Annotated in this window: 17 protein-coding genes, 1 tRNA gene and 1 other annotated feature; of the genes, 15 read left to right on the forward strand and 3 right to left on the reverse strand. The window is 39.0% G+C overall.

All coding sequences use genetic code 11. The features are described 5' to 3' along the window. Positions 1–965, forward strand: a 965-nt coding sequence (locus GXZ13_05745) for a DUF1998 domain-containing protein (protein ID NLX75316.1), incomplete at its 5' end; no start/stop codon positions are given. Positions 966–991: 26 nt separating this feature from the next. On the opposite strand, the gene GXZ13_05750 is transcribed toward GXZ13_05745, so the two are convergent. Together GXZ13_05750 and GXZ13_05755 are read right to left on the reverse strand one after the other, a co-directional pair. Beyond that, positions 992–1762 carry a prepilin peptidase gene (locus GXZ13_05750; protein NLX75317.1) on the reverse strand — a complete coding sequence of 257 codons (771 nt, stop codon included), beginning with the start codon at positions 1760–1762 and terminating at the stop codon, positions 992–994. A gap of 90 nt (positions 1763–1852) precedes the next feature. Beyond that, positions 1853–2713 (reverse strand): hypothetical protein, encoded by an 861-nt coding sequence (locus GXZ13_05755; protein ID NLX75318.1) that lies wholly within the window; start codon positions 2711–2713, stop codon positions 1853–1855. A gap of 172 nt (positions 2714–2885) precedes the next feature. Here GXZ13_05755 and GXZ13_05760 point away from each other — a divergent pair, with 172 nt between their 5' ends. Then, complete coding sequence (locus GXZ13_05760) at positions 2886–3266, forward strand: RidA family protein (GenBank protein ID NLX75319.1); 381 nt, start codon at positions 2886–2888, stop codon at positions 3264–3266. Between the two features lie 89 nt (positions 3267–3355). On the opposite strand, the gene GXZ13_05765 is transcribed toward GXZ13_05760, so the two are convergent. Next, on the reverse strand, positions 3356–4990 hold the full coding sequence (locus GXZ13_05765; GenBank protein ID NLX75320.1) for an acyl--CoA ligase: 1635 nt from the start codon (positions 4988–4990) through the stop codon (positions 3356–3358). A gap of 72 nt (positions 4991–5062) precedes the next feature. Beyond that, positions 5063–5323: a binding site (T-box leader), on the reverse strand. Between the two features lie 367 nt (positions 5324–5690). Between GXZ13_05765 and GXZ13_05770 the strand changes: the two genes are divergently transcribed. The 13 genes from GXZ13_05770 to GXZ13_05830 all read left to right on the forward strand — a co-directional run bounded on the left by GXZ13_05770 (position 5691) and on the right by GXZ13_05830 (position 21058). Further along, positions 5691–5766: transfer RNA gene (locus GXZ13_05770), tRNA-Asn, on the forward strand. A gap of 281 nt (positions 5767–6047) precedes the next feature. Beyond that, entirely contained in the window at positions 6048–9137 is a 3090-nt protein-coding gene (locus GXZ13_05775; protein ID NLX75321.1) for an efflux RND transporter permease subunit, read from the forward strand. 19 nt (positions 9138–9156) lie between these two features. Beyond that, the gene (locus tag GXZ13_05780) at positions 9157–10461 is read left to right on the forward strand and encodes a TolC family protein (GenBank protein ID NLX75322.1); all 1305 of its coding nucleotides are present in this window, start codon (positions 9157–9159) and stop codon (positions 10459–10461) included. Further along, positions 10434–11672, forward strand: coding sequence for an efflux RND transporter periplasmic adaptor subunit (locus GXZ13_05785; GenBank protein NLX75323.1), 1239 nt, complete (start codon positions 10434–10436; stop codon positions 11670–11672). Before GXZ13_05780 ends, GXZ13_05785 begins: the two co-directional genes overlap by 28 nt. A 30-nt stretch (positions 11673–11702) precedes the next feature. Next, positions 11703–12452 (forward strand): 2,3-diphosphoglycerate-dependent phosphoglycerate mutase, encoded by a 750-nt coding sequence (gene gpmA, locus GXZ13_05790; GenBank protein NLX75324.1) that lies wholly within the window; start codon positions 11703–11705, stop codon positions 12450–12452. A gap of 118 nt (positions 12453–12570) precedes the next feature. Further along, positions 12571–13947 (forward strand): purine/pyrimidine permease, encoded by a 1377-nt coding sequence (locus tag GXZ13_05795; protein ID NLX75325.1) that lies wholly within the window; start codon positions 12571–12573, stop codon positions 13945–13947. A gap of 196 nt (positions 13948–14143) precedes the next feature. Beyond that, entirely contained in the window at positions 14144–15808 is a 1665-nt protein-coding gene (locus GXZ13_05800) for a phospholipid carrier-dependent glycosyltransferase (protein ID NLX75326.1), read from the forward strand. 2 nt (positions 15809–15810) lie between these two features. Continuing rightward, positions 15811–16977 carry a DegT/DnrJ/EryC1/StrS aminotransferase family protein gene (locus tag GXZ13_05805; GenBank protein NLX75327.1) on the forward strand — a complete coding sequence of 389 codons (1167 nt, stop codon included), beginning with the start codon at positions 15811–15813 and terminating at the stop codon, positions 16975–16977. Position 16978: 1 nt separating this feature from the next. Beyond that, positions 16979–17914: a glycosyltransferase gene (locus GXZ13_05810; protein ID NLX75328.1), complete on the forward strand. Its 936-nt coding sequence runs from the start codon at positions 16979–16981 to the stop codon at positions 17912–17914. Next, positions 17904–18776, forward strand: coding sequence for a formyltransferase (locus tag GXZ13_05815; GenBank protein NLX75329.1), 873 nt, complete (start codon positions 17904–17906; stop codon positions 18774–18776). Before GXZ13_05810 ends, GXZ13_05815 begins: the two co-directional genes overlap by 11 nt. 3 nt (positions 18777–18779) lie before the next feature. Continuing rightward, entirely contained in the window at positions 18780–19799 is a 1020-nt protein-coding gene (locus GXZ13_05820) for a bifunctional UDP-4-keto-pentose/UDP-xylose synthase (GenBank protein NLX75330.1), read from the forward strand. Beyond that, positions 19799–20686, forward strand: a complete 888-nt coding sequence (locus tag GXZ13_05825; GenBank protein NLX75331.1) for a 4-deoxy-4-formamido-L-arabinose-phosphoundecaprenol deformylase — start codon at positions 19799–19801, stop codon at positions 20684–20686. The genes GXZ13_05820 and GXZ13_05825 overlap by 1 nt, the downstream gene beginning before the upstream one ends. After that, complete coding sequence (locus GXZ13_05830) at positions 20687–21058, forward strand: hypothetical protein (GenBank protein ID NLX75332.1); 372 nt, start codon at positions 20687–20689, stop codon at positions 21056–21058. It abuts the gene before it with no gap. The last annotated feature ends 12 nt before the right edge of the window (positions 21059–21070 follow it).

A 21070-nucleotide genomic window follows, 5' to 3' on the forward strand; every position in this document is an offset into this window, starting at 1 on the left:
TAAAACATATCGTTTGTTCGGCATTTGAATTACCATTTCAAGAGGGCGAACTATTTGGTAAAAAGGACATAACGAAAATACTTAATTATCTTGCAAAAAACAAAATCCTTAATAAAATGTCTGAAAACGGAATTACAAAGTATTATTCATTTAAAGACAGCTTCCCTGCAGGAAAGCTGTCTTTAAGGTCTACAACATCTAAGGTTTATACAATATATGATATAAGTACTCCAAAAAAACTTCGGGCTATTGGCTCTATCAGCAAACATACGGCTCCTATTACTGTACATCCCGAAGCCGTGTATTTTCATAAAGGGAAATCGTACTTGGTCGAAAAGCTTGACTCCAAAAATATGTTATGTAATGCTAGGCCTCTCTCTCTTAATTACTATACAGAAGCGAAATACACAACACATATTAACATTAACAAAATACTAGAACAATCAAATCTTTTCGGGTTTGGTGAAGTCACGATTTCAACAAGACCGTACATGTATAAAAAAATCGATTTGACAACCCACGAAACTGTCGGATGGGGGAAAATAGATCTTTCTGACGAAACACTTCAAACAACTGCAACATGGATTTCTATCCCTACAGAAGCAGCAAACGATATGGAATTAAAAATAGGGATGGAAGGACTCAAAATGCTTCTCAAGAATATCATTCCTCTATTTTTGATGTGTGATAGGGAAGATATATTGGTACTTAGCAGGCAAAATGACCCTAATCTGGAACGACCTGCAATATTTGTGGCGGACAACATCCCGGGAGGAGTAGGCATAGCCGATGGCATGTATGAAACAATACATAAACTTCTCAGCTTCTCTTTAGATTCTATCTCCTCTTGCACATGTTCAAAGGGGTGTCTGGGTTGTGTCGGGATAATACCTTCTGAATATAATCCAAAGACTGCCGTTCAAAGACTTATTTTAAAAATTCTTAATAAAAACCATGTTTCATAATGTAAAAGAGTGACTGTTTTGTTTATCTAATACCATGGCCAAGGCAATGAAAATCTAAAATACGAAGAGATACATCTGCCAAAGAAAATAGCAAGAAGAGCTCCGCTCATCAAGAAAGGCCCCATTGGGATAGCATCCTTGCGAGACACTTTTTTCATTAATAACAAAGGAGTTATATATACTCCTCCCGATAAAAAGCCCAGATAAAGAGCTAGAAGCGTCATTTTCCACCCCAAGAAAGCCCCTATGCCAAGCATTAAGACCGAGTCTCCAAATCCCATACCACCACGACTGCATATTATTATTAGAAGGATTATTCCAAAACCAAGCGTCATTCCCAACAATCCGTCTATAACGCCGGCACTGCCCCCCAAAAGTCTCAAAGACAGACCAATAATCACCATAGCGAAGCACCAAAAATCATATATGTATCCGCTTTCTATATCAGTAAGGGTATGGAATAACAAAAATGGAAGCATTGCTAGGGAAAAAATTAGTGATTGTGAAAAGCCCAAATAACAGACGAGCAACGCCGCGATAAATCCCATAAGAAGCTCCGATATAATATGTCGCAAGCTAATTGGAGCATTGCAACTCCTACACTTCCCTCTTAATATTAGATAAGACAGTACCGGAAGCAAGTCATAAAAAGACAAAATTCTTCCACATTTATCACATGTAGAACGTTCAGTCCCCCACCATTTTCTTTCTGCAACTGTACGTAAGGCCACAACATTGATGAATGAGCCCAATGAAGCACCTAATAAAAATGCAAAGAAAGCATAAAGAAACATCATGTCTAAAACTCCTTAAAGTTTGCTGGTTAAGTAAGTGCTATGAAAATCAATATAAATACTTATAGTTAAATTTTATGTGAAAGGTAAAGGTCAATCTCCAGTTATCTCTCTAAAACGCCTGTGCTGCCAGAGCCACTGCCCCGGAGCTAAAAGTATCTGTTTCTCTATAGCTTTATTGACTAGAGTCGTTATTTCCTTTATGGTGCTATCTCGATTTGTACCTTTTTCCCAAATTATTGGAGAATCAAAAAATATTCTAATTTTGAACGGCTCTACTCGGTAAAAAGTAAAAGGCAAAAGAGTCGCACCTGTCAAATAAGCGAAAACTGCCGGGCCTACAACACTCCCTGTTTCGTAACCAAAAAAAGGAACCTTTATCCCTTCTTCTCCTGCGTGTTGATCGGCCACAATTCCCAATATTCCGTTTTTTTTAAGATATGAAAGCGCTCTTGTCATGGGTTCTTTTTTATCTATCAACTTCACGTTGCCGATGCTTCTGAGTTCTGCTATGAGTTCCTTTTGAAAAGAACTGTCAGATTCTCTAACTATTGAGGCTGCCTCGCCCTGTTTCCCCATCCAAATATTCGCAAATTCCCAGTTCGCCATGTGAGTGGCAACACATATTGCACCTTTTCCTTTGGCAAATGCTTCATTTAAATACTCAAGACCACCAACATATTCTATCCAATCTTCAAACTTTGAAGGGTCCCGATGCAAAGCCAACAACTCTATTCCAGTCCAGACCATACTTTCATATGATTCAGAAAGAATTTTCTCCTCTTCTTCTTTTGATATATTCGGAAAAACAAGCCTAATATTCTCCCTTGCCACTTTTTTTCGAGGGCCTATCAGTTTAATCAAGAAAATCAAGAGCGCAGCAATAAAGTTCGCTCGCCAACCCGGTTTTATTAAATGTGCTATCTTAAGAGACAGCTTTACTTTCCAATTCAAAAATTATAACCCTCACTTAAATACACAAAATTTTAAACATATAAAGTATATTGAGATAATAGCATATAAACAATAATCTTCGTCAACGCACAATTATCTAAAGTATTGTAAAATAAATTAACAACTGACAATATTTTTAAAATTAATGCACAGCATGGAAAGGAGAATTTAAATGAAAGAGATTGTAAACACAGATAAGGCTCCAGCAGCTATAGGTCCATATTCACAAGCCACAAAAATAGGAGGATTCCTTTTTCTTTCAGGACAGATTCCCCTTGATCCAAACACAATGGAAGTCGTTCCCGGATGTATAGCTTGCCAAGTTGAACAAGTTATGAAGAACACAAAAAACATACTTGAGTCACAAGGGTTGGATTTCTCTGATGTGGTCAAGACTACAGTTTTTATTAAAGATATGAACGATTTCAGCAGAGTAAACGATGTATACGCAAAGTATTTTAACCAAAATCCTCCTGCTCGCTCCTGTATTGAAGTAGCTCGCCTTCCAAAAGATGTTTTGGTAGAAATGGAATGTATTGCAGCATTAAGATGACATCCCTAATCAATAGGAGAGCTCCAAGGGCTACCATCCCTTGGAGCTCTCTCATTTATATTGTCTAAACTAAATATAAGCTAGATATCTTAAGACTCTGTTTGCTGAGCAACTAAGTTCTCGGCACAATACATCTTTCTGAGCTTTGGCTTTTCAATTTTCCCTGTCGGATTTCTGGGGACATCAGCGAATATTATTTTACGAGGTCTCTTATATCTCGGCAAATTCAAGCAATATTCATTAATATCATCTTCCGTGCACTTCATATTTGGTTTAAGCTCAATAATTGCCGCAGAAATTTCTCCCAGTCTCTTATCAGGCAGCCCTATTACCGCGACGTCCTTGATTGCCTCATTTCCTCTTAAGAAGTCCTCTATCTGTACTGGGTAAATATTTTCACCGCCGCTTATTATTACATCTTTCTTCCGGTCAACCAAAAAAATAAATCCATCTTCATCCTGCATTGCCATATCCCCTGTAAACAGCCATCCGGATTTTAAGGCTTTCTTTGTGGCTTCTTCATCTTTGTAATAACACTCCATCAGCCCCGGCCCTTTTACGATCAGTTCTCCCACAGAGCCCTGTTCTACTGATTCTCCTTTTTCGTCTACGATCTTAACCTTCCAGCCAAAGCCAGGAACTCCGATGGCTCCAACCTTGTGGATGTTGTCAACTCCAAGATGAACACACCCCGGTCCTATAGACTCACTCAACCCGTAGTTAGTATCATATTCATGATGTGGAAAAATCTTTTTCCAACGAGCTATCAAACTTGATGGGACCGGTTGGGCACCAATATGCATTAAACGCCACTGCGACAGGGTAAGTTCTTTTAGATCAACTTCTCCATCATCAATTGCATCAAGTATGTCTTGAGCCCAGGGAACAAGAAGCCATACTATCGTGCATTTCTCCTGCGAGATCGTTTCTAAAATGCTTATGGGGCTTACCCCTTTAAGCAAAACAGCACTGCCTCCGGAAATAAGACTACCAAACCAGTGCATTTTCGCTCCGGTATGATAAAGAGGAGGAATGCAGAGAAATACGTCTTTTTTTGTCTGTCCATGGTGAGCCTGCTCAACTTTGGCAGAATGTATAAGGCTCTTGTGTCTATGTAGAATCGCCTTCGGAAATCCTGTAGTCCCAGAAGAAAAATATATCGCCGCCTCATCATCTTCACAGAGGGGAACTCTCGGGCTATGGCTTGAAAGATTAGCCGCTAAATGAAGATAATTTTCGGCAAATCTTGGACAGCTGTCTCCTATATAAAAGACCAGTTTTACATGAGGCACATTCCCGCTTAAATCTTCCATACGTCCGATAAACTCCGGGCCGAAAAATATTGCAGAAACGTCTGCAAGCTCAACGCAATAACATATTTCTTCAGCTGTATATCTAAAATTAAGAGGCACTGCTATGGCACCTGTTTTCAATATCCCAAAATAAACCGGCAACCAATCAAGGCTATTCATCATCAAAATGGCAACCTTGTCTCCCCTTTTTATTCCTCTGCTTAATAGCAAATTCGCACAACGGTTAGCTTTTTCATCAAATGCACCCCAAGTTATTTCTCGACGATAGCTCTGAGTGGGGGAGGGTTCAATAAGCTCGTACTCTTTCCACGTAACACGGCGAATCTCTTTTATTTCAGGATTTATTTCAACTAGAGCTGTATCATTACAATATTCATGTGCATTCTTTTCAAGTAGTTCAGTAATTAACATACTCAATTCCCCCTTGCTCTCACAAATAATTCGTATTCAGGAGTCAAATACAAAAATACCCCGCCCCCTGTGACAGAGGACGGGGTATAGCAACCCGCGGTACCACCTCAATTTGACGGTGCCTCACGACAACGTCCTTACTGAGTACATTGTCTTAATAGACTTAGACTCATTTGCTATTACGGGCAAACCCGGCACAATTTAATCAGCCAAGACCTTTCACTGTGCTGCTCAAGGGATGTATTCAGATAACCAAGTTTATTGTCTCGCACCAGCCGACAACTCTCTGAAAAACTTTTAGAGATCGTACTTCTTCCCCATCATTGCATTTATTCTGTATATCTCAGGACATTTTACCTATCACACCATTTATGTCAAGCAATAAAGTTATTTACGAACAATTATTTTAGTAAACATTGAGTTCAGTCCCAAAATTTATATATGATTCCATTCTTATAAATCCGAAAAACTATCTTCAAATGAAGAAAAATAAGAAATTCGCAGTAATTATTATAATCAGTATAAATCAAGTCCATTAAACTCTATTTTGTGTTTTTTTCTCTTTCATTGTAAAATGATAAAAAGAGAAAAGGTGACACTATCGCTTATATTCACAAAAATCTTTATTTAAAATAAAAATTTGTATTGTCAAAATATAAATCAATGCTATAATGTTCACCGTTGATATTCCAACAGTTATTCCTCGATGGCGCAATCGGCAGCGCGGGTGGCTGTTAACCACTAGGTTCGAGGTTCGAGTCCTCGTCGAGGAGCCAAAAAGATAAGCCCTCTGTGCAAATGTACAGAGGGCTTTTTTATCCTGTAAAATTAGTAATATATCTAGCTTATGATTACATTAATATATGTACTGTATGCTATATTTTTTATTAATAACAGAGTAAATCGTTATTCACATCAATGCAATCCTATTACAACAAACTTTTATTGACTCTACATAATTTAATAATATAAATAAATTCTAAAAATATATAATTAGCAGTTATAATATCCTAAATTATGTGACGCCATATAACTAAGCAGAGGAAGATCGTAGTTAATGAAAATTACAAGCATCTCTTTACGCAGGCCTGTTACAGTCCTAATTTGCACTATGGCTCTTATTATATTTGGAACTTACTCTTACTTTGGTATGGGTGTTGAACGCATGCCAAACATTGAATATCCCATTGTTGTGGTTCGAACAACTCTAGAAGGGGCAAGTCCAGCCATTATGGACAACGATGTTACCGATGTCCTCGAATCTCGTATAAATACAATAGAAGGGATAAAAAATATAAGCTCAAGCAGCTACGAAGGACGTTCCGTTATAGTTGTAGAGTTCGACCTCGACAGAGATATCGATAACGCGGCCGCTGATGTTCGTGGAAAAGTGAGTCTGGCAACAAACCAACTTCCCGATGAGTGTGAAGACCCTCGAGTAGACAAGTACGACCCTTCGGATAGACCTATTATGAATATAGCCGTCAAAAATGACGGACAAACATCATCAAAAGTACTCTCTCATTTCGTTGATAAAATTGTTCAAGAACGCTTACAAACAGTCAAGGGGGTAGGAAGCATACAGCTTGCTGGATTTAAAACAAGACAAATTAGAGTCTGGTTAAATACAGATAGCCTCGAGTCATATAATCTAACCGCAAAACATGTAGGAGAAGCGATTCAAAACAAGCATGTCGAACTGCCTGCCGGACGTGTCGAAACAGGAACAAAGGAATATGGCATTAGATTACAAGGAGAGTATCTTTCTGTCCCAGAGCTTGAATATCTACCCGTTGCTGTAAGAAATGGTGCTGTAATACGCCTTCGTGATGTGGCGAGAGTAGAAGACGCCTTTGAAGATAGTAGAAGTATTGCTCAATTTGAGGGGAACCCATCAATCATAGTTCAGATAAGAAAGCAAAAAGGAGCCAACGAAGTTCTTCTATCTCGTTTGGTAAATGCACGTATAGAAGAACTAAATAAAATAGCGCCTCCTGGAATCAGCCTCGTTGTCGCACAAGATAATGCCACTTTTATTATGGATTCAATGAATGGAGTATTTTGGGATATTATATTCTCAATTATATTGACCTCCATTATAATGTTTGTTTTCTTAAGAACCATTAGAGCTACTATAATAGCTGTCATAACAATCCCGGTGTGTTTGTTAGGCAGCTTGTCAGTACTATACTTCATGGGAGTTACAATAAACAACATGTCTATGATGGGACTTTCTCTGGCAGTAGGGATGGTTGTGGACGCAACTACCGTGTGTATGGAAAATATTACACGACATCGTGATATGGACAAAACTGCTTTCCGTGCTTCAGAGGATGGAACGAATGAAGTTGCTTTCTCTGTAATAGCCGGTGCTGCAACAACACTTGCTGTTTTTATCCCTGTTGCATTTATGGGAGGCATGATGGGTAGATTTTTTAACTCATTTGGGATAACAGTTGCAACCACAATAAGTATCTCCCTTATCGTCTCTCTTACTCTAACTCCTTTTTTGTGTTCGAGATTACTAGGAAGAAAAAAAACAACCCTATTACAAAAAAAATTAGAACTTCCTCTATTGTGGCTTGAAGCAGAATATTCAAAATCTTTAAAATACGCCATATCGCACAAAAAAACGGTTCTTATTTCCGGATTGATCCTTTTCGTGGTAGGCATCGCTTTCGCTTCGCTATTGGGAACAGAATTTTTCCCAAGTGAGGACCAAGGGCGAATTCGTGCCATAGTTGAACTCCCTGCAGACACATCTTTAGAAGTTACTTCCGCCACAACCAAAGAAATGATTGACCTATTGCAAAAAAACAAAAATGTCCTTTTCACCTATGGGATTGTAGGAAGCGGAGCCGGACAGGAGATATATCGCTCAACAATTAACATTCAACTTATAAATCGAGCTCACCGTCCTAAGTCTTCCTTGCTTATGAGGCAGTTCCGAAATGAACTCAGCGCTTTCAAAGATGCCGATGTAAAGATGGGTTCATGGGGCGCTTCTGACATAACCTTGGTAATACAAGGACCAACCAGTGAAGCCCTTGCAGATATAGGAGAACTGATAAAAAAGGATCTTGAAGAAAACGCACGTGGTCTTGTTGATATCACAACGGACCTCCAAATGAATAAACCAAGAATAAATCTTGAACTTAACAGAGCTCTTGTAGATGACCTGAACATAAATATCCGCGAACTATCCGATGAGCTTTTGGCTTGGTTCGGAGGTAAAAACTATGGGTCTTTTAGCGAGGGAGGGAATCGCTACGATATAAGAATCAGAGCGGATGAGTCTTCTCGCAACAACCCATCAAAAGTTTTAAACACTCTCGTAACTACAAAAGATGGAAGCATAATCCGAGCGGAAGGATTTTTCACTCCAACCATAGGAATGGCGCCCAATGTTATAAAGAGATACAACAGGCAACGTTCACTAAAAATTGAAGCTAATGTTGAAAATATTCCTCCAGGTGAAGGGATAAGGATAATGGAGGAGACTTTTAAAAAATACGCTCCAAACGACGGCACATACAGTATGACTCCTGCTGGCGATTCTGAAAAAATGAAAGAAAGTTTTGGATATATGATGATTGCGCTGTCATTTGCAATACTGCTTGTTTATATGGTTATGGCCATCCAATTTGAATCCTTTTTACACCCTCTTACCGTAATGTTTTCTCTGCCACTAATGACAGCAGGCTCTTTTGGCCTTCTCGCATTAACCGGTTTGAGGCTAAATGTTATGAGTTTAATGGGGATAATTCTTCTTGTCGGAGTTGTTGTAAACAACGCAATTATACTTGTCGACTTCATAAACCAACTTAGAGAACAGGGGGAGGACAAAGTACAGGCTGTGTTGAAAGCAGGCCCACTGCGTCTTAGAGCTATTCTTATGACTACGATATCAACCATGGTAGGTTCTCTGCCTGTTGCTCTTGCACTCAGTCCCGGAGGAGAAACGCGACAGCCAATGTCCATAGCAGTCATAGGAGGATTGTTTACGTCTACACTGCTTACTCTTTTAGTAATTCCTGTCATTTATCTAATATTTGACGATTTCGCAAGCAGTACAAAAGCCGGAATAAACAAATATAGAGCATACTTAAGGCTTAAAGAACAGCAAAAAGAGATTAAAAGAACATAAAGCGCTCGGAGGAGAAATCATGAGAACAGGACTAAAAGCAGTTCTAATATTTGTTCTTATACTGGCTACACGAACCGCATTCGCTACTAATGCGCCGATGGACATTTATGAAGCTATAGATCTTACTTTAAAAAATAATGCTACTCTACGTTCTTTAAAACAGGAGATTAATAAGGCCACTGCCTTTAAATTAAAGGCAGATGGCGCTTCTTTGCCGTCACTAACTGCCTCTGGCAATATAAACAAACAAAAAGAAAGTATTTTTGTTTCGGATGGATCTGAACTAAACCAAAGTAAATCAGCGCTAGGAATTATGGAACAAACGCTTTATTCAGGGGGTAAAAACAGCGCAATGCGCAGGCAATCCTCACAGAAAAAAGCTATAGCAGAAATGATGATAGCCACAGGGGAAAACCGTGCTTTGGGCGAACTATTCGGTCGTTTTTATAATGTTCTCTTACAAAAAGAGTATATAAAAGCGGAAGAATCGGCCACAAAAACATCACAAGCACACTATAATAGGACACAAAACATGAATAAGCTGGGACTCTCAACCAAATTGGAAGTTATAAGAGCAGGTCAGCAGCTCGCGACCGATACTGCGAATTTAATTAAAGCTAAGGGGAACTATGAATCGGCCGAAATCTCTTTGATGAATTTTATGGGAATTGAACCCAATGAGCGCAGAACCATTATCGGAGTTCTTGAAGTAGAGAATGTTTTGGGTAATAGAGACGAGTCCTTGTCACATGCCACAGAATTTAGGTCCGATCTAAAGCAGCTTCAAGAACAGCTAAAACTTCAGGGCAATCAACTGCTAATAGAGAAAAGTGGACTTATGCCAAAGCTGACTCTGACAGGTTCAGGGGGCTGGAATCACCCCAACTCTAGAAGAAACATAACAGACAACACCTGGACAACGCAGCTGAACATTTCTATTCCCATTTTTGATCGATCTGTTACAAGAAGCAATTTAATTACAGCTAAAGCAACTCTTGAACAAGACAAAATAGCTTTGGAACAAAAAGAATTAGATATTAAATCCGAGATAGAAACAGCTTGGACATCTATTACTACAGCTTCTTCCAGCCTCAAAGCTTCAGAGAAAGCGCTTGAACTGGCCGAAGAATCTCTTAGACTGGCGCAAGTTGGATATGAAGAGGGTGTAACTCCTCAAATTGACCTATTAACCGCACAAACAGCTTTAACTTCTGCAAAACTTAATTATGCTAATGCACAATATAATCATCTTATGACAATTGTGGCTCTAAAAGTAACAGAGGGGACGATTGTTAGATGGAGTGGAGAGAAAAACTTCAAATGAATAAAACGACAAGATTAGTAAACGAAACATCTACAAAAGAAAAGAATAAAACGGGGAGAAGTTTTAGGATAATTATCCTTCTATCTATCTTTTTCCTGGTGTTTGTAGGGCTGTATAGCAGGCGGGAGAAGATTCTTTCTCTGTTTAAAACCAATAATAAAAAAGAACAACCTGCTTATGTAAAAGTAGAAACTGTTTCTACCGATAGGACAATACAATTAAGTATTGTCCAAAATATGTCCTTAGAGGCTATAAACAGAGTTAAATTAATCCCTCGTGTTACTGGAAGACTCGAAAAGTTGCATGTAAAAAAGGGTGACCCCGTCAGAAAAGAACAGGTGATTGCAACTTTAGAGCATACTCAGCAAGACTCCCAGATTGAAGCAGCAGTGGCAAGTGTTGCTTCTTCTATTGCTGAAACAGAGCGTGCAAAAGCTGAAATGATGAATGCCAAAACTAATCTCGAACGTTATAAAAGGTTAATTGCTGAGGGATTTAGCACACAACAGCAGTATGACTCTATTGAAACAACGTACTCAAGCACAAAAGCAAACTACAATGCCGCTATTGCAAAACAGCGTCAGCTCGCTTCTGAACTAAATAGAGTTCGTTCAGCAAGGGGAGATTATATAATCAAATCTCCTCTTGACGGAACAGTTCTCGATGATTATTCTCTCGCTCCCGGAGCAATGATTTCTCCAAATACACCTATTTTTGATATAGCAGATCTTACACAATTAAAAGCAACTCTTAAGATTCCAGAATCAAAAATCTTTGTCGTTAAAGAAAATATGCCCGTTACTCTAAGATTTGATGCCCTTCCCGAAAAAGAGTTTAACGGCACGGTAACCAGAATTGATAACTATGTGGCTCCGGATACCCGTACAAGCAATGTAGAAATAGCTTTAAATAATAGAGATACAGGAATGATTCTCCGCCCCGGCATGTTCGGACAGGCCTCGATAATAGAAAAAGAAAAGAAAGACTGCATCGTCATACCTGATGTAGCCCTTCGCGAAAGAGAAAGTGGTTTTTATGTTTTAACTGTTGTAGAAAATAAAGCCCTCCTTCGCCCTGTAGAAATAGGAATTAAACAAAATGGAGAGGTTGAGATAATAAAGGGACTTAACAAGGGAGAAAAAGTTATCATCTTCGGAGGAAGCAATCTAAAAAACGAAGACTATGTAAAGATTCAAGAAGACAATTCTTAACCTTATAATTATTATTTAGGAGGAATTTTAATGTTTAAATTAGTTCTTATTCGACATGGCGAAAGTAAATGGAACAAGGAAAACCGATTTACAGGTTGGACAGATGTTCCTTTGTCGGAGAGAGGTGTTCAAGAAGCAAGAGCTGCAGGAGAACTCCTGAAAAATAAAGGTTATTATTTTGATAAAGCCTATACTTCTGTACTAAAAAGAGCTATAAAAACTCTGTGGGGATTGCTTGAGGAAATGGATTTAATGTGGATTCCTATTGAGAAAACACCTATGCTAAATGAACGACACTACGGTAAATTACAGGGACTCGATAAAAGCGAAACCGCAGAACAGTACGGCGATGAGCAAGTTAAAATTTGGAGAAGAAGTTATGACGTTCCTCCTCCACTTCTAAGCAAATCAGATGAGCGTTTCCCTGGAACCGAACCTCGATACAAAGACCTAAAAGACGAAGAGCTTCCACTGGGAGAATGTCTCGCTGACACGGTAAAAAGAGTAATTCCATACTGGAGCAGCGAGATTGCCCCAGAAATAAAATTAGGGAAAAAAATAATAATAGCGGCTCACGGAAATAGCCTTCGCGCTCTTATTAAATATCTTGACAACATCTCTGATAAAGACATCTTGGAGTTAAACATCCCTACAGGGATTCCTCTCGTATATGAGTTAGATGAAAACCTAAAACCTATCAAACACTATTTTCTTGGGGATGAAGAAGCAATTGCTGCCGCGCAACAAGCTGTAGCCAATCAAGGTACTTCAAATAAGTAATATCAACACAATAAAATAGAGTAACTATGGATTTATAAGCCCTGAATATATATAATATATTCAGGGCTTATTTTCTGCAATCGGTTGCAAATCTTTTAAAATTTTTCGGAGGTGTATTATGGCTAGAAAAAAACTTGTTTACGGTATCAACGATCGTCCGACAACTCCTATCCTTATCCTTGCAGGTGCTCAACATGTACTTACTCTATTTGGAGCGACAACTCTTGTCCCTCTTATTTTTGGCCCTGCTATGGGTATGACGACACAGCAAATTGGAGCTTTTATCGGTTGTGTTTATTTCGCTATGGGAATAGCAACTCTAATACAGACACATCCTAAGCTTGGCTCAGGATTGCCTATAGTCCAAGGCTCTAGCTTCAGTTTTATTCCTCCTATTATGACAATAATAGGAGCATATAAAGCGATGGGGCCAGACGTGGTAATGCAATATATCGGAGGCGCTCTAATAGTTGGAGGGCTCGTGCTAGCTCTTCTGGGCTATAGTAAAATAGTGGGACGTATAACAAAATTTATTACCCCCATAGTCATTGGACCTACTATCATGGCTATAGGCTTTACTCTTGCTCCTGTAGCGATTCAGTCCAATGCCGCCAACTACTGGCCAATTTCTTTGCTAGTTGTGCTTCTTGTTTTTTTCTTTAGCATTGTCAGCAAAAATAAGTATTTCAATATCTTCGCTGTACTCGGTTCCATAACAATCGCATATATTCTATGCTTGCTTCTTTCTTTGGCCGGTGTTTTTTCACCAGATCATGCTGCTTTCATAAATCTCAAAGGGGTCATTGAAGCACCTTGGCTTCGACTCAACATATTTATGCCTTGGGGCGTGCCTAAATTCTCTGGATTGGCAATTGGTGCCATCTCTGCCGGATTTTTCTGCTGCATGATTGAATCTATAGGGGACTATCATAACTGTGCTTTTGCCGCCGGCATAGAAGATCCCACTCCAGATCAAATAAACAGAGGGCTTGGTGCAGAGGGTGCTACATGTGCTCTTTGCGGCGTGTTTGGCGCTGTGGGCACCACTTCATACACTGAAAACATCGGGCTTATTGGAATAACAGGGGTTGCAAGCCGACATGTTGTAAGGGCTGGTGCTGTTATCCTCATTATTTTATCTTTAATTGGAAAACTTGGAGCTCTCATTGCCACAATGCCATCTCCGATTATCGGTGGAGCATATATCACCCTTTTCGGCACCATAGGCGCACTTGGGATACAAAACCTCATGAGAGCAGACATGGGAAGCCAGAGAAACATTCTAATCGTTGGTTTTTCCTTCCTGATGGCACTTGGACTTCCCGGTTGGGTTGCAGAACAAGAACTTCTTTTTAAAAGTGGACTTGGTGATACTCTTGGCGGCACTATCTGGGCAATTATGAATACTCCTATGGCTGTTGCGGGAATACTGGCCGCTATTTGCGATAACATAATACCAGGAACCGATGAAGAACGGGGCATTAAACCAAGATAAAAAACATCATTAAATATTTCATAGGATAATGGAGCGGAATCACATATTATTGTTATTCCGCTCCATTATTTTATTAAATTCTTCTTTCATTATATAATTATGAATATTCAAGTAATGGTCTATCTGTATACCATTTATATTTTAATAAAGGTAATATGGTAATACGACGAGTTTTTATTCGGAAGGAGATACTATAATGATAGGGTTTCACAATAAGCACAAATCCTTCATTTACATTGCAATAATTTTTGCCATATTGGCAATATACTTAATTCCTCTTGGATCTCACGCTCTTATTGAACCCGACGAGGGCCGGTATTCAGAAATACCTAGAGAAATGATAGAATCCGGAGATTTTATAACACCCAAATTAAATTATATTAAATATTTTGAGAAACCAGTGCTTCACTACTGGATGAACGCTATTAGTTTCATGCTCTTCGGACAAAATGAATTTGCTGCTCGATTATTTACAGCCAGCTGCGCAATCCTTGGAATTATTGCTACGGGGGCATTGGGATCTTTTATATTTGGTGGGGCCTCCGGACTTTTATCTGCCATAATTACAGCTTTCTCTTTACTCTATTTTGCCATAGGCACAATAAATATTACGGATATGCCGCTTTCCTTTTTTATAACTATGGCACTCGTAAGTTTTTATTTTGCTCATATAGGAGAAAACAAAAAGTGGTATCTTCTTTTTTACGCTTCAATGGCGTTGGGAGTGCTGACAAAGGGATTGGTGGCAATCATTCTTCCCGGTGGGGTAATATTTTGTTATATTCTTATCACACGCAAGTGGAAGCTGTTTATTGAAGCTCTATACATCCCGGGAATTATCCTATTCTTTTTAATTTCCGTACCCTGGTTCTGGCTTGTTTGTAAAGAGAACCCTGACTTTTTTCACTTTTTCTTTATACAGGAACATTTTTTACGTTACGCTACTAAAATGCATGGCAGATATGAGCCTTTCTGGTTTTTTATACCTATGATTCCGGCCGGCTTAATGCCCTGGACCGGATTTTTATTTTCTCTTTTTTCTAAAAAAAGCATCCTTTTTTCCCCGGCCAATAAAAAAACTAAAGACTCGAATATTTTCCTTCTAGCTTGGTTTGGTGTTATTTTACTTTTTTATTCTCTATCAAGCTCAAAGCTTATTCCTTATATCGTTCCCTGCATACCTCCTCTTGCAATTCTTATTGCTGCAGACATATCTCGTATGGTTGAAAATAAGCGTTGGCACGGCCATGCCCTGTTATGGACTAGTGGGATTGCCCTGTTTTTCTCAACGGCATTTCTTGCCTATGCTTTTTTCGGAGACAGAGTGCCGTCAGAAAATACCTTGCCCATCGCGATAAAAACGTCTTTGGGACTTCTTATCGGCCCTTTTCTTGCACTGCTTTTATCTCATCCGAAAATCAAAAACTTTAAAGCGGCAGTAACAGCTTTAACCCTTTCATCTCTAATATTTATATATTCACTTTTAGGAGTATATGCCATTATTGGAGAAACTCGCTCCACCAAAGCACTGTCTGAGGTGATAATAAAAGAGATACAACCTGAAGAAATTATTGTCTCTTATGGAGAAGTTCTCCAGGGACTTCCTTTCTACACGAAACAAAGAGTGATGCTAGTTGACTATTTTGGAGAGTTGGAATTCGGAGGAAAACAGAAAGAAGGAGATGGCTGGTTCCTCACAAAAGAGGAGTTCCTGCCAGAATGGATAAATAAAACAAGGTCATTTATTCTTGTCGTAGAAAAAAAACGAATGAATCTTCTCTTCCCTGACGGGAACACAAGAGAGACAAAGAGAATTGAAATAGGAGATTTTATCGTAATATTTAACAGGAGGACTAAATAATAATGAGAAAAGACTTTCTTCCCTTCGCTAAACCCTCTATAGGAGAAGACGCTATAGCAGATGTAGCTGAATCCATGCGTTCTGGTTGGATTGCAATGGGACCGAAAACTATTCGCTTTGAAGAAGATTTTTCAAAATATAATAATGCAACTTGGTCTCTATCCGTCAATTCGGCAACAGCTGGCCTTCATTTGGCTCTTATGGCTCTCGATATTGGTCCGGGAGATGAAGTTATTACTACACCAATGACGTTCGCCGCAACGATAAATACAATTCTTTTTGTCGGAGCGAAACCGATTCTTGCCGATATAGACAGAAATACTTTAAATATCGTTCCTGAAAACATTGAGAAGCTGATCACTCCGTCGACTAAAGCCATTATTCCCGTACATTTCGCCGGAATGCCCTGTGACATGGACAAAATTGAAACAATAGCGAGAAAATACAATCTGGCTATCATTGAAGATGCCGCACACGCTCTTGGGGCATCATATAAAAATAAAAAAATAGGTGCTGACAAAGGAGCAAGAAGAGCAGCTGTCTTTAGCTTCCATCCCACAAAAAACATAACAACAGGAGAGGGTGGAATGATCTGCACAGAAGATGAAGAGTTTGCGGAAAAAGTAATGGTTTTAAGACAAAATGGAATGTCAAAGGGCGCATGGAACAGATATTCAGCGAAGGGATCTTCAAATTATGACATATTCTTTCCTGGATTAAAATACACAACGACAGATATACAAGCAGCAATAGGAATTTCCCAGCTCAAACAGCTTGAACAATTTAACAAAAGACGCAGAGAAATCGTTGATTTTTACAAAAATGAACTTGCGGATTTAAAAGCGATTAAACTTCCCACCCCAGCACCTTGGGAACATACTCATAGTTGGCATATATTTACTCCCCTTATTGACATAGACTACCTCGGAATGACAAGGGATGACTTTATGACAAAAATGAAAGAGAGAAACATAGGCACGGCGCTACATTACCAGGCGCTACACCTATTCACATGTTTCCATGAAGTCACCGGTCTGGGTAGAGGTGATTTGCCGGAAGCCGAATATGTCTCCGACCGGATTTTATCCCTGCCTCTCTTTCCTGCAATGACAGATGAAGATACAGTGGATGTTGTCAGAGCAGTTCGTGACATTTGTGAGGGAAAATAAAATGACACCTGAAATTTCAGTTGTAATCCCGGCATATAACGAAGAAGAAACATTACAGAAACTTTTTGATTCCTTGTACCGAGTAATGAAGGAGTTAAACCGCTCATTTGAGATTATTTTTGTAAATGATGGCAGCAAGGACAATACCCTAAATATTCTCCGTACTCTTTGTAAAAAGCATTCAGAAATAAGAGTCGTAGATCTTAATGGCAATTTCGGACAACACATGGCAATTATGGCAGGATTTGGACAAGTACAAGGCAATAAGATAATTACACTTGACGCAGACTTACAAAATCCTCCGGAAGAAATTCCTAAAATTATCGCTGAAATGGACAAGGGACATGATGTGGTGGGATCTTACAGAATTAACAGACAGGACCCAATATTTAGAAAAATTGCTTCCAAAATAGTAAATAAAATTACGAATAAAATAGCCAAGCTTAATATAAGAGACTATGGCTGTATGCTTCGGGGCTATGATAGAAAAATTGTAGACATTATCAATGAAAGTCAGGAATCTACAACTTTTATCCCAGCTCTTGGACAAAAATTCGCCGCCAACCCCGTAGAAATTCCGGTTGCACACAAGGAAAGAGAAAGCGGTACATCTAAATACGGAATTTTCCAACTCATTAGACTTAATTTTGATTTAGTGACAAGCTTCTCTATCTTTCCTCTACAAATGGTGACAGTGGTTGGTATGTCTATATCTTTTTTCTCATTCATACTTGTTTGTTACCTCTTTCTTCGCAGACTCGTATTAGGGCCGGAGGCTGAAGGACTCTTTACCTTGATGGCAATTCAATTTTTCCTAATAGGAATTACTCTATTCAGTCTCGGGATCGTGGGAGAATATATGGGACGTATTTATAGAGAAGTAAGCAGACGCCCAAGATATACAATAAGAAAAATATTTGAGCATAATGAGCCCTAGACCTAAGATTTTACTGTTCGCATATAGTGAAGTAGGAAGTTTGTGTCTTGATGCATTAGTGAAAGACAAAGCAAATATTGTAGCTGTATATACTCACGAGGACGACCCAAATGAAGAGATTTGGTTTCGTTCCGTAAAAAGAATAGCGGAAGAAAATAATATTCCTGTTAAAACCCCTCGAAAACTAGAACCTGCTGATATTGAAGAAATAAGACTGCTTGAACCAGAGCTTATTTTATCAATCTACTACAGAGCTATGATTCCCAAAGATGTCCTTGATATTCCTCACCTTGGAGCATATAACATTCATGGCTCTCTCCTGCCAAAATATAGAGGCCGAGCTTGTATAAATTGGGCCGTTTTAAATGGTGAAAATGAGACAGGGGCAACTCTTCATGTTATGACGGAATTCGCAGACAGAGGAGATATAATCGCACAAAAATCTCTTCCAATCCTTTTTGAGGACACCGGACATGATGTCTTTTTAAAAGTTGCCGATGTCGCACGTAAGATTTTGATGGACTCAATAAATGCTCTTGAAACGGGGACTGCAATAAGAACCCCTCAGGATGAATCTCAAGCCACTAAGTTTGGGAAGCGTACTCCGGAGGACGGAAAGATTGATTGGGACAAAACGGCGATTGAAATATATAATCTTATACGTTCACTAACTCATCCCTTCCCAGGTGCATTCACTACTTGGAACGGCAAGAGGGTGTTTATTTGGGAAGCGAAACCGGAAGAGGGAACGGGGCCTCCCGGAGAAATAATCTCCAAAAATCCTATGCTTGTAGGTACGGGAAGTGGATTGCTCAGAATAATCAATTTTCAGCCGGAAGGCGAACCAGAAAGGAATGCATAAAAAATGAAAATTCTTATAACAGGTGTCAACGGTTTTATAGGAACACACCTTATGGAAGGAATTCTTGCTACAACTAATTGGGAAGTACAGGGCTTTGATATTGCTTCGGACAACCTTAAGCCATTTGAAAACAATCCTCGTTTCAAGTTTTTTAAAGGCGATATGTTTAAAGAAACAGAATGGCTTGAAGAACAAATTAAGACAGCGGATGTGGTTGTTCCTTTAGCAGGAATTGCAAAACCCGCCTATTATCTTGAAAAACCTCTCTGGACTTTTGAGGTTGATTTCGAACAAAATTTAAAGATTGTGAGACTTTGTGCTGAACACAAAACAAGAATTATTTTCCCTTCAACATCAGAAGTATATGGAATGAGCGAAGACGGAGTTTTAAACGAAGATGAAAGCCCTCTTATTACAGGTCCAATTGCAAAAATGCGTTGGATTTACAGCTGCAGCAAGCAAATGATGGATAGAATGATCTTTGCATATGGACAGGAGAAAGACCTTGACTTTTCTATTTTCAGACCCTTTAACTGGGTGGGACCGCGACTGGATACCTTTCACGATGCAGAAGAAAGAAAAGCACGTTCTATTACGCAAATGATTTACGATATCCTTTTCAGAGGAGAAATATCTCTTGTAGATGGGGGAGAACAGCGCCGCAGTTTCACATGGATAGGAGACGGCATTGAAGGTCTCATAAATATAATCGAAAACAAAAACGGAAAAGCCAAGGGAGAAATATTCAATATAGGAAATCCCAATAATAATTACTCCATAAAAGAGCTCGCAGAGATGATTATAGAAGAAATGAAAGGCTTCCCTGTCTATAAAGACAAAGCGGCTGTCGCAAAACTTAATATAGTGCAAGCCGACAAATATTATGGAAAAACTTATGATGATTTAAAAAATCGCGTTCCCTCTGTAGAAAAAATGGAAAGACTGCTCGACTGGAAACCAAAAACCGAAATGAGCGAACTTCTTCGTAAAACTATCAGCTGGTATGCCGAAGGAGAAAAGTAATATTGAATAAACTTGCTATTAAGGTAGATATCGACACATTACGAGGCTACCGTGAAGGTATGCCCAATATGCTTAATTTATTTAAAAAACACTCTATTAGTGCTTCTATTTTCTTCTCTTTCGGGCCGGATAATTCCGGAAAAGCTATTAGGCGTATTTTCCGTAAGGGTTTTATATCAAAAATGCTTCGTACTAAAGCTCCCTCTACATATGGAATCAAAACGCTCCTATATGGAACCTTGCTTCCTGCTCCACTAATCGTGTCATCTGCGCCGGAAATCCTTATTAGAGCGATAAATGAAGGGCATGACTGTGGAATTCATGCTTGGGATCATGTCCTGGTACAAGATAAATTGAACGATATTTCAAAAGAACAATTTATTGCTCTTTTTGAAAGAAGTGCTAAATCGTTTGAAAAGTTATCGGGAGTTAAGCCCACCTGTTACGCTGCTCCGGGTTGGCAAGTCTCTGCTGCCTCCCTAAAAGCGGAGGAAGAGCTCGAATTAGATTACTGCAGTGATGCCAGAGGTGAATACCCATTTCTCCCTGTTTTTGAAGGAAAAGAATATAAGGTCCCACAGATACCGACAACCCTTCCAACTATGGATGAAATTTACGGCTTGCCTGGTATCGATGACGAAACGATTCCATCATATTGGCTGGAAAGAATGGATAAAGAGTATAACGTTTTGACTGTACACGCTGAAATGGAAGGGCTTTCAAAATTAAATGTCTTTGATAACTTCCTCACTATAGCAAAAAAACAGGGAGTTCTATTTTCTACTCTTAAAGAGTATGCCAAAAGTGCGAAGTTCAACCCTTGTAAAATAAAAAACGGAACCATGACCGGTAGAGCAGGAACTCTTGCCATACAGGAGGTAAAATAAATGGATAAAATAAGTTTATTTTTAATCCTTTCTTCTGCCGTAACCAATGCACTGGGCAGCACCATAATGAAGTTTGCCTATGGTGGAAAGGATGGACTTGTTATTTCCGGATGGCTAGAGACTTTTTTAAAAATACTTTTGAACCCTTGGATTATATTGGGGCTCGGGATGTTTGGGGTCTCGTTTTTCTTTATGGCTGCAGCTCTCTCTCGAACAGACCTTACTCTTGCTTATCCTATTATGTCTGCCGCGGTCTATATGCTCTTACTTATTACCGGTATTTTAATATTTAAAGAAAACATAACTTTTTTAAGAATCTTAGGAATGAGTTTTATTTTAATAGGGATAACCCTGCTAACAATAAAAAATTAATGAGGAGTTGCT

The sequence above is a fragment of the Synergistaceae bacterium genome (assembly GCA_012728235.1).
In the GTDB taxonomy this organism is placed as follows: domain Bacteria; phylum Synergistota; class Synergistia; order Synergistales; family Synergistaceae; genus JAAYFL01.

Bases quoted from the DNA above. Each gene is read 5' to 3' on its own strand.
- GXZ13_05750 (NLX75317.1), bottom strand. From the start codon at position 1,762: ATGATGTTTCTTTATGCTTTCTTTGCATTTTTATTAGGTGCTTCATTG.
- GXZ13_05760 (NLX75319.1), top strand. From the start codon at position 2,886: ATGAAAGAGATTGTAAACACAGATAAGGCTCCAGCAGCTATAGGTCCA.
- GXZ13_05765 (NLX75320.1), bottom strand. From the start codon at position 4,990: ATGTTAATTACTGAACTACTTGAAAAGAATGCACATGAATATTGTAAT.
- GXZ13_05775 (NLX75321.1), top strand. From the start codon at position 6,048: ATGAAAATTACAAGCATCTCTTTACGCAGGCCTGTTACAGTCCTAATT.
- GXZ13_05780 (NLX75322.1), top strand. From the start codon at position 9,157: ATGAGAACAGGACTAAAAGCAGTTCTAATATTTGTTCTTATACTGGCT.
- GXZ13_05785 (NLX75323.1), top strand. From the start codon at position 10,434: ATGGAGTGGAGAGAAAAACTTCAAATGAATAAAACGACAAGATTAGTA.
- gpmA (NLX75324.1), top strand. From the start codon at position 11,703: ATGTTTAAATTAGTTCTTATTCGACATGGCGAAAGTAAATGGAACAAG.
- GXZ13_05795 (NLX75325.1), top strand. From the start codon at position 12,571: ATGGCTAGAAAAAAACTTGTTTACGGTATCAACGATCGTCCGACAACT.
- GXZ13_05800 (NLX75326.1), top strand. From the start codon at position 14,144: ATGATAGGGTTTCACAATAAGCACAAATCCTTCATTTACATTGCAATA.
- GXZ13_05805 (NLX75327.1), top strand. From the start codon at position 15,811: ATGAGAAAAGACTTTCTTCCCTTCGCTAAACCCTCTATAGGAGAAGAC.
- GXZ13_05810 (NLX75328.1), top strand. From the start codon at position 16,979: ATGACACCTGAAATTTCAGTTGTAATCCCGGCATATAACGAAGAAGAA.
- GXZ13_05815 (NLX75329.1), top strand. From the start codon at position 17,904: ATGAGCCCTAGACCTAAGATTTTACTGTTCGCATATAGTGAAGTAGGA.
- GXZ13_05820 (NLX75330.1), top strand. From the start codon at position 18,780: ATGAAAATTCTTATAACAGGTGTCAACGGTTTTATAGGAACACACCTT.
- GXZ13_05830 (NLX75332.1), top strand. From the start codon at position 20,687: ATGGATAAAATAAGTTTATTTTTAATCCTTTCTTCTGCCGTAACCAAT.